The organism is Clostridium tetani (assembly GCF_900167265.1).
GTDB classification, from domain to species: Bacteria; Bacillota; Clostridia; order Clostridiales; family Clostridiaceae; genus Clostridium_G; species Clostridium_G tetani.
The window spans coordinates 1-15,449 of the sequence record NZ_FUWT01000027.1 but is presented as its reverse complement, the minus strand read 5'-3'; the positions used below and the strand labels follow the sequence as shown (position 1 = coordinate 15,449).

The window sequence follows — 15,449 nt, the reverse complement described above, 5'->3', positions numbered from 1 at the left end:
TCTCTTGTTTGTGGCATTGGACCATCTGCTGCACTTACTACTAGGATTGCTCCGTCCATTTGTGCTGCTCCTGTTATCATGTTCTTTACATAGTCAGCGTGTCCTGGACAGTCTACGTGTGCATAGTGTCTGTTTTCTGTTTCATATTCTACGTGGGATGTGCTTATTGTGATTCCTCTTTCTTTTTCTTCTGGTGCCTTATCTATTTCGTCATATTTGAATGCTTTCGCAAACCCCTTGTGCCCTAATATTGTTGTTATTGCTGCTGTTAATGTTGTCTTACCGTGGTCTACGTGACCTATTGTTCCTATATTTACGTGTGGTTTACTTCTTTCAAATTTTTCTTTTGCCATTTTTTATTCCTCCCAACTTTATAAATAATTACTTATTAATATAAAATAATTATTTCATTCTTTCTCCAATTATTTCTTCTTGAATACTCTTTGGTACTTCTTCATAGTGATCAAACTCCATTGAATAGTTTCCTCTTCCTTGAGTTCTAGATCTTAATACAGTTGCATAACCAAACATTTGTGAAAGTGGTACAAATGCTCTTATATTTTGAGCCCCTGCTGTAGCTTCCATACCATCTATTCTTCCTCTTCTTGAATTGATGTCACCCATAACATCTCCCATATATTCCTCTGGCACAACTACTTCAACCTTCATTACTGGTTCAAGTAATACTGGATCAGCCTTTGACATTGCATTTTTGAATGCCATAGATCCCGCTATTTTAAATGCCATTTCAGATGAGTCTACATCATGGTATGAACCATCATATAATTTAACCTTGAAGTTTATAACTGGATATCCAGCAATAACTCCGCTGTCAGATGCTTCTTCTATTCCGTGGTCGATAGCTGGGATATATTCTTTTGGAATCGCTCCTCCAACTATAGCGTTTTGGAATTCATATTCACCTTCATGAGGAGTCATTTCAATCCAACAATGTCCGTATTGTCCACGTCCACCGGATTGTCTAACAAACTTACCTTCTGCTTTAACAGCTTTTTTAATAGTTTCTTTATATGCAACTTGTGGCTTACCAACGTTACATTCTACTTTAAACTCTCTTTGAAGTCTATCAACTATTACTTCTAGGTGAAGTTCTCCCATACCTTCTATAATTGTTTGACCTGTTTCTTGATTAGTGAAAGTTCTAAATGTTGGATCTTCTTCTGCAAGCTTTGCTAAAGATAATCCCATCTTTTCTTGACCAGCTTTAGTTTTTGGCTCTATAGCTATTGATATAACTGGCTCTGGGAACTCCATCTTTTCAAGTATTACCGGTTCTTTTTCATCACATAAAGTATCACCAGTAATTGTATCCTTTAGTCCTACAACTGCTCCTAAATCTCCAGCGTGAAGTTCTTCTACTTCTTCCCTGTGATTAGCATGCATTTTTACTAGTCTTCCAATTCTTTCTCTCTTTCCTTTTACAGGATTTAGTACATATGTACCATTTTTCATAACTCCAGAATATACTCTAACAAAAGCTAATTTTCCTATAAATGGATCTGTTGCTATTTTAAATGCTAATGTTGACATTGGTTCATCATCGGAAGCTTTTCTTTCAACTTCTTCTCCAGTTTCTGGATGAGTTCCTTTAACTGGTGGTATATCCAATGGTGAAGGTAAGTATTTTACTATAGCATCTATCATTGGTTGAACACCTTTGTTCTTATATGAAGAACCACACATTACTGGAACTATCTTGTTTGCAAGAACTCCTTTTCTTAAAGCTAAATCTAGCTCTTCTACGGATATTTCTTCACCTTCAAGATATTTCATCATAAGCTCTTCATCTAGTTCAACTATAGCTTCTATCATAGCTCCTCTGTATTCTTCTGCTATATCCTTCATATCTTCTGGTATCTCTTCAGTATCCATAACTGTTCCAAGGTCATCTTCGTATATTATAGCTTCATTTCTTATTAAGTCTACATATCCTTTAAAAGTATCTTCCGCTCCTATTGGAATTTGAATTGGAACAGCATTTGCATGTAATCTTTCTCTCATCATATTTACAACTCTAAAGAAATCTGCTCCCATTATATCCATCTTATTTACATAAGCCATTCTTGGAACTTTATATTTATCCGCCTGTCTCCAAACTGTTTCAGTTTGTGGCTCAACTCCACCTTTTGCTGTTAATACAGTTACTGCTCCATCAAGTACTCTTAAAGATCTTTCAACTTCCACAGTAAAATCTACGTGCCCTGGTGTATCTATAACGTTTATAACATGATCTTTCCATATACATGTAGTTGCTGCTGATGTTATAGTTATACCTCTTTCTTGTTCTTGAACCATCCAGTCCATAGTAGCTGCACCATCGTGAGTTTCACCTATTTTATGAGTTTTTCCTGTATAAAATAGAATACGTTCTGTTGTAGTTGTCTTCCCAGCATCTATGTGAGCCATTATTCCTATATTACGATACATTTTTAACGGGTATTCCCTTTTCACTGACAATTCCTCCTCTCAAACTACATATCATAGTTTAATTATAAAATTTGAGAAAACTGTTTTGGTACATACCAAAACAGTTTTAATATTAATATCTGTAATGAGCAAACGCCTTATTAGCTTCAGCCATTTTGTGAGTTTCTTCTCTCTTTTTAACAGCTGCTCCTAGGTTGTTAGCTGCATCCATTAATTCACCAGCTAGTCTTTCACTCATGTATTTTTCTCCTCTTTTTCTAGCTGCAATAAGGATCCATCTAATTCCTAAAGTCTGTCTTCTTTCTGGTCTAACTTCCAAGGGAACTTGGTATGTAGCTCCACCTATTCTTCTAGCTTTTACTTCAAGTAAAGGCATTACATTATTCATAGCCTCTTCAAAAACTTCCATTGGTTCCTTACCTGTTTTGTTTTGGATTACATCAAATGCATCATAACAGATTTTTTGAGCTAATCCTTTTTTACCGTCATACATTAAACTGTTTATTAACTTAGTAAGAACCTTGCTATTGTACATTGGATCTGGTAATACATCTCTTTTCCCTATATATCCTTTTCTTGGCACTTTTCTTCCCTCCTTAACATTTAAAGATTTAAGTTCATCGGTACTCGATTAACTATAGTTAACCGCAAAGTGCTTTGACTTCTGCTAATTTATCTATGAAAAATTATAATCTATATATAAACGCCGAAGACACAGCACTATTTTCAATCAACTTAATAATAAATACTTAGTTATTTTTGTTTTGGTTTTTTTGCACCATACTTAGATCTTGATTGCATTCTAGTAGCAACTCCAGCTGAGTCTAGTGCACCTCTAACTATGTGATATCTAACACCTGGTAAGTCTTTAACTCTTCCACCTCTTATAAGAACAACACTATGTTCTTGTAAGTTGTGTCCTACACCTGGTATATATGCTGATACTTCATAGCCATTAGTTAATCTAACTCTGGCAATTTTTCTTAATGCTGAGTTAGGTTTTTTTGGTGTAGTAGTTTTAACTACTGTGCACACTCCTCTTCTTTGTGGACAATTCTTTAATGCTGGTGAGTCTGATTGTGCTTTAACTGTCTTTCTACTTTTCCTTACTAACTGATTAATAGTTGGCATATTTACACCTCCTCAATATTTTTTTAATTTATATAATTTTAGTTGTAAGCTATTTTTATTCATGCAAAACTACAGCAATAGTAGCTCCTACGTCTATTCCGCAAAGCATTCCTAATTCCTTCATAGTATCTACATACACTATATTCTCTAGGGTTCTTCCTTCGGCCGCCTCTTCTATTTGTGTTAAAATCTTCTCATCACAATCCTTAGCTAAATATATTTTTTTATCCATATTGTTTCTTATAGCTTTTACCGATTGCTTCAAACCCACAACCTTTTTACCTTCAAGTCTGTCGGTCATATTGGTTCCCCCTTAAATTGGTTTTTGGGGACAAAACCTAATAGGCTTTGTCTCCCTTATTTAAAACATACAGATGTATTTTATCACCTTATATTAATCCTGTCAATAAAATTAAATTCTAGATTTGTTAATTATTTTCTACTTCAATATCTTCTACATCATCTTTTTCTGTACTTATTTTTACTGATCTGTATCTTGTCATTCCAGTTCCAGCTGGTATAAGTTTACCAATTATTACGTTTTCCTTTAGTCCTAATAGTGGATCAACTTTACCTTTTATAGCTGCATCTGTTAAAACTCTAGTAGTTTCTTGGAATGATGCAGATGATAAAAATGAATCTGTCGCTAATGCTGCTTTGGTTATTCCTAGTAATGTAATTCTTCCCTTAGCTGTTTCTTTACCTTCCTCTTCAGCCTTAGCATTTTCTTCTTGGAAATCGAATATATCAACCATTGTTCCTGGTAAAAATTCTGTATCTCCTGATTCTTCAATTTTTATCTTTCTTGTCATTTGTCTAACTACAACCTCTAAGTGTTTATCATTTATATCAACACCTTGAAGTCTATAAACTTTTTGAACTTCTGATAATAAGTAGTTTTTAACTCCATTTGGTCCCTTTATTCTTAAAACATCATGAGGATTAACAGATCCCTCTGTTATTTCGTCTCCAGCACTTATAACATCACCATTTGATACTTTTAATCTAGAACCAAAAGGTATATCATAACTTATTTCTTCAGTTTCTCCAATAACTACAACTGTTCTCTTTTTCTTAGTTTCATCTATTCTTATAGTTCCATTTATTTCAGAAACTATGGCTAAACCCTTAGGCTTTCTTGCTTCAAATAATTCTTCTACTCTTGGAAGACCTTGTGTTATATCTGATCCAGCAACTCCACCAGTATGGAAAGTTCTCATTGTAAGCTGTGTTCCCGGCTCCCCTATACTTTGTGCTGCTATGATACCTACTGATTCACCAATGTTAATTTTTTCTGCTGTAGCCATGTTCATACCATAACATTTAGCACATACACCATGTTTTGACTTGCATGTAAATACGGATCTGATTTTTATTTTTTTCACACCACTTTTTTCAACTTCCTCAGCTTTTTCGCCATCTATATATTCTTCTTTCTTAACTAATATCTCACCTGTATTAGGGTCAATTATATCTTCTGCTGAATATCTACCAGTTAATCTTTCTGATAATGGCTCTATAATTTCATTTCCTTCTCTAATTTCGGATATTTCAAATCCTTCTTTGCTTCCACAGTCTTCTTCTCTTACAATAACATCCTGACTTACATCTACTAGTCTTCTTGTCAAGTATCCTGAGTCAGCTGTTTTAAGAGCAGTATCCGCATTTCCTTTTCTTGCTCCATGGGTTGAAATGAAGTACTCTGATACATCTAATCCTTCTCTAAATGATGCCCTTATAGGCAATTCTATAATCTTACCTGAAGGATTGGCCATAAGACCTCTCATTCCTGCTAATTGTTTGATCTGACTCTTAGATCCTCTTGCTCCTGAATCTGCCATCATAAATATTGGATTGAATCTATCTAGATTTTTCATTAATTCATCTGCAACTAAATCTGTAGTCTTAGTCCATTTTTCTATTACTCTTTCATATCTTTCATCTTCTGATATGAACCCTCTTCTATACATCTTATCTATTTTATTAACTTCTACATCAGTTTCAGCTAGAAGTCTTTTTTTAGCTTCTGGAACTACCATATCTGATGTTGATACTGTAATAGCACCAATAGTTGAGTAATGATATCCTTTTTCCTTTATTTTATCTAGCATTATAGATGTTTTAGTTGGACCATGCTTCATATAACATTTATTTATTAACTTTCCTAAAGAAGATTTATTTATTAAAAAGTCTACTTCTAATTTAACTTCATTTCCTGGAACGGATCTATCTACAAATCCTAAGTCTTGAGGTATAGATTCGTTGAATATTAGTTTTCCTGGTGTACAATCTATTATTCCACAAACCTCTTCTCCATCTACTTCCTTTGATATTCTAACTTTAATGTGTGCATGAATATCAATATCTCCTATTTGATATGCCATAATAGCTTCTTCTGGTGATGAAAATATTCTTCCCTCTCCAATAGCATTCTCTTTATCTAAAGTTAAATAGTATGATCCTAATACCATATCCTGTGTAGGAACACAAACTGGTTTACCATCAGATGGTTTTAGTATATTATGTGCAGCTAACATCAAGAATCTTGCTTCTGCTTGCGCCTCTACAGATAATGGTAAATGCACAGCCATTTGATCTCCATCAAAGTCTGCATTATATGCTGTACAAACTAATGGATGCAATTTTATAGCTCTACCTTCTACTAACACAGGTTGGAACGCTTGTATTCCTAATCTATGTAGAGTCGGAGCACGATTTAATAACACTGGATGATCTGATATAACTTCTTCTAGAACATCCCATACTTCAGACTGAACTCTCTCTACCATTCTCTTTGCACTCTTGATATTATGTGATAGTCCACCTTGAACCAATTTCTTCATAACAAAAGGCTTGAATAGTTCCAATGCCATTTCTTTAGGAAGACCACATTGATACATTTTCAATTCTGGCCCAACAACTATAACTGAACGCCCAGAATAGTCTACACGTTTTCCAAGTAGGTTTTGTCTAAATCTTCCTTGCTTTCCTTTTAGCATATCAGATAATGATTTCAAAGGTCTATTTCCTGGTCCTGTAACAGGTCTACCTCTTCTTCCGTTATCTATAAGAGCATCTACTGCTTCTTGTAGCATTCTTTTTTCGTTTCTTACTATAATATCTGGTGCTCCAAGATCTAATAGCTTTTTCAATCTATTATTTCTATTTATTACTCTTCTGTATAAATCATTCAAATCTGAAGTTGCAAATCTTCCTCCATCCAATTGAACCATTGGTCTCAAATCTGGTGGTATAACTGGAATAACATCTATAATCATCCAATCTGGTCTATTACTAGATTTTCTAAAAGATTCTACGGCCTCTAATCGTCTTATTAGTCTTATTTTCTTTTGTCCTGTGCTTGTTTTAAGAGCTTCTTTTAATTCTTTTGATACTTGGTTTAAATCTATCTCTTCTAAAAGCTTTTGTACAGATTCAGCTCCCATTCCAGCTACAAAACCTTCTTCTCCATAATTTTCAATAGCTTCTCTATATTCTTTTTCGTTTAATAGTTGCTTCTTTAATAGCGGTGTTTCTTTTGGATCAATCACTATATAAGACGCAAAATAAAGTACTTTTTCTAATGATCTTGGAGACATATCTAGCATAAGCCCCATACGTGATGGTATTCCCTTGAAATACCATATATGGGATACAGGGGCAGCAAGTTCTATATGCCCCATTCTTTCACGTCTTACCTTTGACTTTGTTACCTCTACTCCACATCTATCACATACTATACCTTTGTATCTTACTCTCTTATACTTTCCGCAGTGACATTCCCAGTCTTTTGTAGGTCCGAATATTCTCTCACAGAATAATCCATCTCTTTCTGGTTTTAATGTTCTATAATTTATAGTTTCTGGCTTTTTCACTTCACCTCTTGACCATTCTCTGATCTTTTCTGGTGAAGCTAATCCTATTTGAAGTGCATCAAAATTATTTAATTCAAACAAGGGTATATCCTCCCTTCGAAAATTAATGTTCATCGTTGAAATCATCTAGCTGTAATCCCTTAGTTAAGTCATCAAAATTTAAATCCTCATCATAATCAGATTCTTTATCTTTATTTTCCTCTTCTTCTAGATAGTTGTCATTTGGCTGTTTAGGTTCAGTATAATCTTCTGATCCTTCTATATTTACTTCTAATTCTACCATATCGTCATCTGCTAATTCTTTTATAGCAATCTCTTCGTTATCATCATTAAGAACTTTTACATCAAGACATAAAGCTTGTAGTTCTTTAATTAAAACTTTAAATGATTCTGGAACTCCTGGTTCTGGTATATTCTCACCTTTTACTATTGCTTCATAAGTTTTAACTCTACCAACTACATCGTCTGATTTTACTGTAAGTATTTCTTGAAGTGTATGTGCAGCTCCATAAGCTTCTAATGCCCAAACTTCCATTTCACCAAATCTTTGTCCTCCAAATTGAGCTTTACCACCTAATGGTTGCTGTGTAACTAATGAATATGGTCCAGTGGATCTTGCATGTATTTTGTCATCTACTAAGTGAGCAAGTTTTAATATATACATATATCCAACTGTTACTCTATTGTCAAAAGGTTCTCCTGTTCTTCCGTCATATAATACAGTTTTTCCGTCCCCTTCATAGCCAGCTTTCTCCAAACATTCAACTATTTCCGGTTCAGTTGCACCATCAAATACTGGGGTTGCAACATGCCAACCTAATTTCGATGCTGCTAATCCTAAATGTACTTCCAGTACCTGACCAATATTCATACGTGATGGAACTCCAAGAGGATTTAAACATATTTGTAGAGGTCTTCCATCTGGTAAAAATGGCATATCTTCTTCTGGCAGTACTCTTGATATAACACCTTTATTTCCGTGTCTTCCTGCCATTTTATCCCCTACTGATATTTTTCTCTTTTGAGCTATATAACATCTTACTAGTTTATTTACACCAGGTGATAGTTCATCTCCATTTTCCCTTGTAAATACCTTAACATCTACAATTATTCCAGCTTCTCCATGGGGAACTCTTAAGGAAGTATCTCTTACTTCTCTTGCTTTTTCTCCAAATATAGCTCTAAGTAGTCTCTCTTCTGCTGTCAATTCTGTTTCTCCCTTAGGAGTAACTTTTCCTACTAAAATGTCTCCAGAACGAACCTCTGCACCTATTCTAATTATTCCTCTTTCGTCTATGTCTTTTAGAGCATCTTCTCCTACATTTGGTATGTCTCTGGTAATTTCTTCAGGGCCTAGTTTAGTGTCTCTAGCTTCAGCTTCATATTCTTCAATATGAATAGATGTAAATACATCTTCTCTTACTAGTTCTTCTGATATTAACATAGCATCTTCATAGTTATAACCTTCCCAAGTTATAAAGCCCATTCTTATATTTTTACCTAATGCTATTTCACCTAAGTCTGTTGAAGGTCCATCAGCTAACACAGTCTTTGTGTCAACTTTATCCCCTTTAGAAACTAATGGTTTTTGATTTATACATGTTCCTTGGTTAGATCTTTTAAACTTTAACAGTTTATATTTATCTACATCTCCATTGCTGTCTGGTTTATCTTTTTTAACTCTTATCTCGCTAGCACTTACGTATGTAACTACTCCTGGTTTTTTTGCTTTTGGTAAAACAGCAGAATCTACGGCTGCTTTGTATTCTATTCCAGTACCAACAATTGGAGCTTCTGGTTTTAATAGTGGAACAGCTTGACGTTGCATGTTAGATCCCATAAGCGCTCTACTAGCATCGTCATTTTCTAGGAATGGTATCATTGCAGTTGCAACAGAAACTAATTGTCTAGGAGATACATCCATAAAGTCAACTTCTTCTTTAGGTACAACTAATACGTCTTCCTGATCTCTTACTGTAATTTTATCATCTATGAAAGTACCATCATCATTTAGTATCTCATTTGCTTTAGCTATTAAATAATGATCCTCTTCATCTGCAGTCATATAGATTATATCATGTGTAACTACTCCTGTGGCTTTATCAACTTTTCTATAAGGTGTTTCTATAAAACCATACTCATTAACCTTTGCATATGTAGCAAGTGAGTTAATAAGCCCTATATTAGGACCTTCTGGTGTTTCTATAGGACACATTCTACCATAGTGTGAGTGGTGAACGTCTCTTACTTCAAAGCCTGCTCTTTCCCTAGATAATCCTCCAGGTCCCAAAGCAGATAATCTTCTCTTATGAGTTAATTCTGATAGTGGGTTAGTTTGATCCATAAATTGTGAAAGTTGAGAACTTCCAAAAAATTCCTTTATAGATGCTGTTACAGGTCTTATGTTTATTAATGCTTGTGGTGTTATAGAATCCTGATCTTGAATAGTCATTCTTTCCTTAACTACTCTTTCCATCCTTGAAAGACCTATTCTAAACTGATTTTGTAGTAATTCTCCTACAGATCTTAATCTTCTGTTTCCTAAGTGATCTATGTCATCTGTATAACCTATACCATAAGGCAATCCTATTTCATAGCTTATAGTAGACATAATATCATCCCTTATTATATGCTTAGGAATTAATACATTTATATTTTTCTTTATTTGTTCCTTTATCATTTCTTCGTCACTATAATTGTCAAGTATCTCTTTTAATGTAGGATAGTGTACATATTCTTTTATATTTAAATCATCTATATCGAATTTAACAAAACTTTTTATGTCAACAAAATTATTTCCTATTACTCTTAATACCTTGTCATCCAATTGTATATCAACAGAATTTATTCCAGAATTTTGTATTTCTATTGCTTTATCTCTGTCTATTTTTTCTCCTTCTTGAACTACTATTTCTCCTGTGGCTGGATTTACTATATCTTGGGCTGAAATCTGATTTGCAATTCTTAAATGTAACGCTAATTTTTTATTAAACTTATATCTTCCAACTCTTGATAAGTCATATCTTTTAGCATCGAAAAATAAGGATCCTATAAGAGACATAGCACTATCTACTGTTGGAGGCTCTCCTGGTCTTAATCTTTTATATATTTCTAACAAGGCCTCTTCTTTTGTCTTTGTGTTATCTTTTTCTATCGAAGCTTTTAATCTTTCATCTTCTCCGAAATAATCGATAATTTCTAAGTCTGAACCATATTCTAATGCTCTAATTAATATAGAAATAGGTAATTTTCTAGTTTTATCTATTCTTACATAAATTATATCATTTGAATCAGTTTCATACTCTAACCATGCACCTCTATTTGGTATAACTGTAGCTGAGAATAATTCTTTTCCTGATTTATCTAGAGATACATCATAATAAACTCCTGGAGATCTGACTAATTGACTGACTATTACTCTTTCTGCACCATTAATTATAAATGTTCCTTGCTCAGTCATAAGTGGGAAGTCACCCATAAAGACATCTTGTTCTTTAATTTCCCCTGTTTCTTTATTTATAAGTCTTACACTTACTTTTAATGGAGCTGCATAAGTAGCATCTCTCTCTTTACATTCTTCAACTGAATATTTTATATTTTCCATATCCAGTTTATACCCTACAAATTCAAGACTAAGATTTCCAGTGTAATCTTGAATAGGGTTGATGTCATCAAATACCTCTTGAAGTCCTTCCTGCAAAAACCATTCATATGAGTCTAGCTGTACTTCAATTAAATTAGACATTTCACATACTTCTTTGATTTTTGAGAAACTCATTCTAGTTCTTTTTCCTACTTGGACAGGATGTACCATTAAACTTCACCCCTTGTATAAACTAAAAATACCCAAAACACATTTTAATGTTTATGGGATTTTTTCTACTTTATTACATTATTATAACCTTTTATATATAATAAATTCATAATTCATGTTATATACATACTTATTTTATCATAATCAATGCAATTAATTATTTTATCATAATCATATATTCTTGTCAATATACAATTTAATTTGTTTCATTAATTAAAAAAGAGGTACTCATTTTTAAGTACCTCTTTTATGTAATTTATTCTATTACTTTAATTCTATAGTTGCTCCAACTTCTTCAAGTTTAGCTTTCATTTCTTCTGCTTCTTCTTTAGCAACGCCTTCTTTTAATGTCTTAGGAGCTCCGTCAACTATTTCCTTAGCTTCCTTTAATCCTAATCCAGTAATTTCTCTAACTGCTTTTATAACTTTTATTTTTTGTGATCCTGAATTTGCTAATACAACTTCGAATTCTGATTTTTCTTCAGCAGCTCCAGCTCCAGCTACAGCTCCAGCTACAGCTACTGGTGCAGCCGCGCTTACTCCAAATTCCTCTTCACATGCTTCTACTAATTCGTTTAATTCTAAAACAGTCATTTCTTTTATTGCTTGGATTATATCTTCCTTTGTCATTATTAAGCACCTCCAAAATTTCTTTCCTTTATTATTTTAAGCTTCTTCAGATTCTTTCTTTTCTTTAATAGCATTTATTAAATATGCAAAATTTGATACTGGAGCCTTGAAGCTTCCAAGAAGTTTTGCAATAAGAACATCTCTTGGCGGAATTGCAGCTAATGCTTTAATTTTGTCTTCATCATATACTTCTCCTTGAACCATTCCACCTTTTAATTCAAGTTTCTTATGATCTTTAGCAAAATCATTTAAGATTCTAGCTGGAGCAGTTGGGTCTTCATATCCAAAAGCTATTGAGATAGGACCTTGGAATAAATCAGTTATACCTTCATATCCTAATTCTTTAGCTGCTAATATGCTTAAAGTATTTTTAAATACTTTGTATTCTACTCCTTCTTCTCTCATTTTCTTTCTTAATTCTGTAGCTTCTTCCACAGTTAGACCTTGATAATCAGCAAGTACAATACATTCAGCTTTTTCCATTTTTTCTTTTATTTCTGCTACTTTAGCTTCTTTTAATTGTCTATTTTTACTCACTGTGTGCCACCTCCTCACAGTTGATATATTCCCTTATAAAAAATTAAAGGTTCCTCCGTAGACATGGAGAAACCAATACTCTCTAAAAGTAATATATTGGAACCCTCGGTAGGTTGGATAATCCGTTATGCAAAATGCACCTACTGTCTACGGTATATTTTCTTTAATTCTATAAAAGGATATCAAATTTTAATGTTAATGTCAATATTAATCTAAAACTTTGCTAGGATTTATTTTTACTCCTGGCCCCATTGTGCTAGAAACAGATACTGATTTTAAGTATTGTCCCTTAGCTGCAGATGGTTTTGCTTTTATGATAGCATCCATTAATACACGGAAGTTATCCTTTAGCTTTTCTGGTCCAAAAGATTTTTTACCTATTACAACGTGAATTATAGCAGTTTTATCAACTCTATACTCAACTTTACCAGCTTTAATATCATTTAAAGCTTTAGCTACATCAAAAGTAACTGTTCCTGACTTTGGATTTGGCATTAATCCTTTAGGTCCTAATACTCTTCCTAGTCTACCTACTACTCCCATCATGTCAGGTGTAGCTACAACTACGTCATAGTCAAACCAGTTTTCTTTTTGAATTTTTTCTACTAATTCTTCTGCACCTACGAAGTCTGCTCCTGCAGCTTCTGCTTCTTTTGCCTTTTCACCTTTTGCGAAAACTAGTACTTTAACTTTCTTACCAGTACCATGTGGCAAAATTATTGCTCCTCTAACTTGTTGATCTGCATGTCTTGGATCTACTCCAAGTCTAACAGCTAAATCTATAGTTTCATCAAAGTTAGCCTTTGAAGTCTTTACAACAAGATTCATAGCTTCCTCTGAACTATATAAAGTACTTTTATCTATTAACTTTGCGCTTTCAGCGTAATTTTTTCCCATAATTTACCTCCTTCGTGGTATTATCGGTTATTACCTCCCACTGATTTAGTAACTATTCTTCAACAGTTACACCCATACTTCTAGCTGTACCAGCTACCATTCTCATAGCAGCTTCTACTGAACCAGCATTTAAATCTGGCATCTTCATTTCAGCAATTTCTTTTAATTGCTCTTTAGTAATTTTAGCAACCTTTGTTTTATTTGGAACACCAGAACCACTTTCTATTCCAACGGCTTTCTTAATAAGAACTGCTGCTGGTGGTGTCTTTAATATGAAACTAAAGGACCTATCTTGGTATACTGTAATTACTACTGGAATTATTAACCCAGCTTGTTTAGCTGTTTTTTCATTAAACTCCTTACAGAATGCCATAATATTTACACCATGTTGACCAAGAGCTGGACCTACTGGTGGTGCTGGACTTGCTTTTCCTGCAGCGAGTTGAAGTTTGATCATTCCTGTAACTTTTTTAGCCATGCATTTACACCTCCTATAAATGTGGTAATCGGATTAAATCCTCCCACTTAATAACAGATTGGTCTTTATTTTGGATCAATCTAATTTCTGTATCTGATTAAAATCAAGTTCAACAGGTGTTTCCCTGCCAAACATGTTAACAAGTACTTTAGCTTTATGCTTTTCTGGAAAAATTTCTTGTATAACTGCCGGGAAATTTTCTAATGGCCCTGTAGTTACCTTTACACTTTCTCCAATTTCTATATCTAATTCTATTACTTCGTCTGATATTCCCATAGATTCAACTTCTATGTCAGTTAATGGCACTGGTTTTGAGCCTGGTCCAACAAAACCAGTAACTCCCCTTGTGTTTCTAACTACATACCAAGAATCATCTGTCATAACCATTTTTATTAAAACATATCCTGGGAATACTTTTTTTAATGCAATTTTCTTCTTACCATCTTTAATTTCAACTTGTTCTTCCATAGGAACTCTTATATCGTGTATCCAATCTTGTAAGTTCCTATTTTCAATAGTTTTTTCCAGATTAGCTTTAACTTTATTTTCATACCCTGAATAAGTATGAACTACATACCATCTTGCTTTATCTGACATATTTTAAGGGACGGGAATCTTCTCTCGACCCCCTACCTCCTTTATATATTTATTATTTATCAAACTATTACTTTTCTTATCCATATATGATCTTTGTTAATTTTGTAAAACCAAAATCTATAACTCCTATAGTAACCATATATATGAAACAAAAAGTTAATGTAATTACAATAGATTTTTTAACTTCATTTCTAGGTGCCCAAGTAATTCTCTTAAATTCGCCTTTTAAACCCTTGAAAAAACCAACTATTCCGCCAGATTTTTTCTCTTGAGCTACATTATTTTTTCCCTTGCTTTTTAAACTATTATCCATACATTTCACATCCCTGAATATATTACGGTTCTGCTATGTAACTATTTAGTTTCTTTATGGATAGTATGCTTTTGGCAGAATTTACAATACTTTTTCATCTCTAATCTATCTGGGTCATTTTTCTTATTTTTCATTGAATTGTAGTTTCTTTGCTTGCAGTCTGTACATGCTAAGGTTACTTTTACTCTCACTATCTACACCTCCCGAATCCTACACTAACTTTACATATAAAAACTCATAGAGATATTTGCATATCATTTGAGCATTACCTAAATAATTTAACACAATTAAATTTATATGTCAATATTTTTAATTATGCTTTTCATACTTATTAAATAGGACCGGTCTTTTAAACCTAGTCCTATTTAAAAGTCATATTTATTATTCAGTTATTTCAGAAACAACTCCTGAACCAACAGTTCTTCCGCCTTCTCTAATAGCAAATCTTAATCCTTCATCCATTGCTACTCTTGTTATTAATTCTACCTTCATGTCTATGTGGTCTCCTGGCATTACCATTTCTACTCCTTCTGGTAGTGCGATTGAACCTGTTACGTCTGTTGTTCTAAAGTAGAATTGTGGTCTGTATCCGTTAAAGAATGGAGTGTGTCTTCCTCCTTCTTCTTTCTTTAATACATATACTTGACCTGTAAAACTCTTATGTGGTTTTACTGATCCTGTTGCTGCTAATACTTGACCTCTTTGGATTTCATCTCTTTGAACACCTCT

Annotated in this window: 15 protein-coding genes and 1 other annotated feature; all 15 genes read right to left on the bottom strand. The window is 33.5% G+C overall.

From position 1 onward, the window contains the following. A partial coding sequence (locus B5D21_RS13650; protein ID WP_200809741.1) for a GTP-binding protein occupies positions 1-353 on the bottom strand: 353 nt, incomplete at its 3' end. Between the two features lie 49 nt (positions 354-402). Beyond that, positions 403-2,472 (bottom strand): elongation factor G, encoded by a 2,070-nt coding sequence (gene fusA, locus B5D21_RS13645; RefSeq protein WP_035111811.1) that lies wholly within the window; start codon positions 2,470-2,472, stop codon positions 403-405. Positions 2,473-2,560: 88 nt separating this feature from the next. Next, positions 2,561-3,031, bottom strand: a complete 471-nt coding sequence (gene rpsG / locus B5D21_RS13640; protein ID WP_011100720.1) for a 30S ribosomal protein S7 — start codon at positions 3,029-3,031, stop codon at positions 2,561-2,563. A 170-nt stretch (positions 3,032-3,201) separates the two neighbouring features. Further along, positions 3,202-3,579, bottom strand: coding sequence for a 30S ribosomal protein S12 (gene rpsL / locus B5D21_RS13635; RefSeq protein WP_011100721.1), 378 nt, complete (start codon positions 3,577-3,579; stop codon positions 3,202-3,204). Between the two features lie 55 nt (positions 3,580-3,634). Next, the gene (locus tag B5D21_RS13630) at positions 3,635-3,880 is read right to left on the bottom strand and encodes a ribosomal L7Ae/L30e/S12e/Gadd45 family protein (RefSeq protein WP_023439609.1); all 246 of its coding nucleotides are present in this window, start codon (positions 3,878-3,880) and stop codon (positions 3,635-3,637) included. A 127-nt stretch (positions 3,881-4,007) separates the two neighbouring features. Next, positions 4,008-7,535 carry a DNA-directed RNA polymerase subunit beta' gene (gene rpoC / locus B5D21_RS13625; RefSeq protein ID WP_035128004.1) on the bottom strand — a complete coding sequence of 1,176 codons (3,528 nt, stop codon included), beginning with the start codon at positions 7,533-7,535 and terminating at the stop codon, positions 4,008-4,010. Between the two features lie 22 nt (positions 7,536-7,557). After that, entirely contained in the window at positions 7,558-11,268 is a 3,711-nt protein-coding gene (gene rpoB, locus B5D21_RS13620; RefSeq protein ID WP_011100723.1) for a DNA-directed RNA polymerase subunit beta, read from the bottom strand. Positions 11,269-11,532: 264 nt separating this feature from the next. Next, on the bottom strand, positions 11,533-11,898 hold the full coding sequence (rplL, locus tag B5D21_RS13615) for a 50S ribosomal protein L7/L12 (RefSeq protein ID WP_035111817.1): 366 nt from the start codon (positions 11,896-11,898) through the stop codon (positions 11,533-11,535). Between the two features lie 36 nt (positions 11,899-11,934). Beyond that, positions 11,935-12,435 (bottom strand): 50S ribosomal protein L10, encoded by a 501-nt coding sequence (gene rplJ / locus B5D21_RS13610; protein WP_011100724.1) that lies wholly within the window; start codon positions 12,433-12,435, stop codon positions 11,935-11,937. Positions 12,436-12,468: 33 nt separating this feature from the next. After that, positions 12,469-12,606, bottom strand: a sequence feature (ribosomal protein L10 leader region). Positions 12,607-12,642: 36 nt separating this feature from the next. Further along, a complete protein-coding gene (gene rplA / locus B5D21_RS13605) occupies positions 12,643-13,332 on the bottom strand; it encodes a 50S ribosomal protein L1 (RefSeq protein ID WP_011100725.1) in 690 nt (229 codons plus the stop codon). Between the two features lie 52 nt (positions 13,333-13,384). Continuing rightward, complete coding sequence (gene rplK / locus B5D21_RS13600; protein WP_011100726.1) at positions 13,385-13,810, bottom strand: 50S ribosomal protein L11; 426 nt, start codon at positions 13,808-13,810, stop codon at positions 13,385-13,387. Between the two features lie 75 nt (positions 13,811-13,885). Next, positions 13,886-14,407, bottom strand: coding sequence for a transcription termination/antitermination protein NusG (gene nusG / locus B5D21_RS13595; RefSeq protein ID WP_011100727.1), 522 nt, complete (start codon positions 14,405-14,407; stop codon positions 13,886-13,888). Positions 14,408-14,483: 76 nt separating this feature from the next. Further along, positions 14,484-14,720, bottom strand: coding sequence for a preprotein translocase subunit SecE (gene secE, locus B5D21_RS13590; protein ID WP_023439616.1), 237 nt, complete (start codon positions 14,718-14,720; stop codon positions 14,484-14,486). A gap of 41 nt (positions 14,721-14,761) precedes the next feature. Further along, complete coding sequence (rpmG, locus tag B5D21_RS13585) at positions 14,762-14,911, bottom strand: 50S ribosomal protein L33 (protein WP_035111820.1); 150 nt, start codon at positions 14,909-14,911, stop codon at positions 14,762-14,764. A gap of 190 nt (positions 14,912-15,101) precedes the next feature. Next, positions 15,102-15,449 (bottom strand): EF-Tu C-terminal domain-related protein (locus tag B5D21_RS13580; RefSeq protein ID WP_479928779.1); only part of this gene is annotated, 348 nt, incomplete at its 5' end.

What these genes read in the sequence shown, in the direction of transcription:
- rpsL (WP_011100721.1), bottom strand. Translation starts at nt 3,579, where the DNA reads ATGCCAACTATTAATCAGTTAGTAAGGAAAAGTAGAAAGACAGTTAAA.
- B5D21_RS13630 (WP_023439609.1), bottom strand. Translation starts at nt 3,880, where the DNA reads ATGACCGACAGACTTGAAGGTAAAAAGGTTGTGGGTTTGAAGCAATCG.
- rpoB (WP_011100723.1), bottom strand. Translation starts at nt 11,268, where the DNA reads ATGGTACATCCTGTCCAAGTAGGAAAAAGAACTAGAATGAGTTTCTCA.
- rplL (WP_035111817.1), bottom strand. Translation starts at nt 11,898, where the DNA reads ATGACAAAGGAAGATATAATCCAAGCAATAAAAGAAATGACTGTTTTA.
- rplA (WP_011100725.1), bottom strand. Translation starts at nt 13,332, where the DNA reads ATGGGAAAAAATTACGCTGAAAGCGCAAAGTTAATAGATAAAAGTACT.
- rplK (WP_011100726.1), bottom strand. Translation starts at nt 13,810, where the DNA reads ATGGCTAAAAAAGTTACAGGAATGATCAAACTTCAACTCGCTGCAGGA.
- nusG (WP_011100727.1), bottom strand. Translation starts at nt 14,407, where the DNA reads ATGTCAGATAAAGCAAGATGGTATGTAGTTCATACTTATTCAGGGTAT.
- secE (WP_023439616.1), bottom strand. Translation starts at nt 14,720, where the DNA reads ATGGATAATAGTTTAAAAAGCAAGGGAAAAAATAATGTAGCTCAAGAG.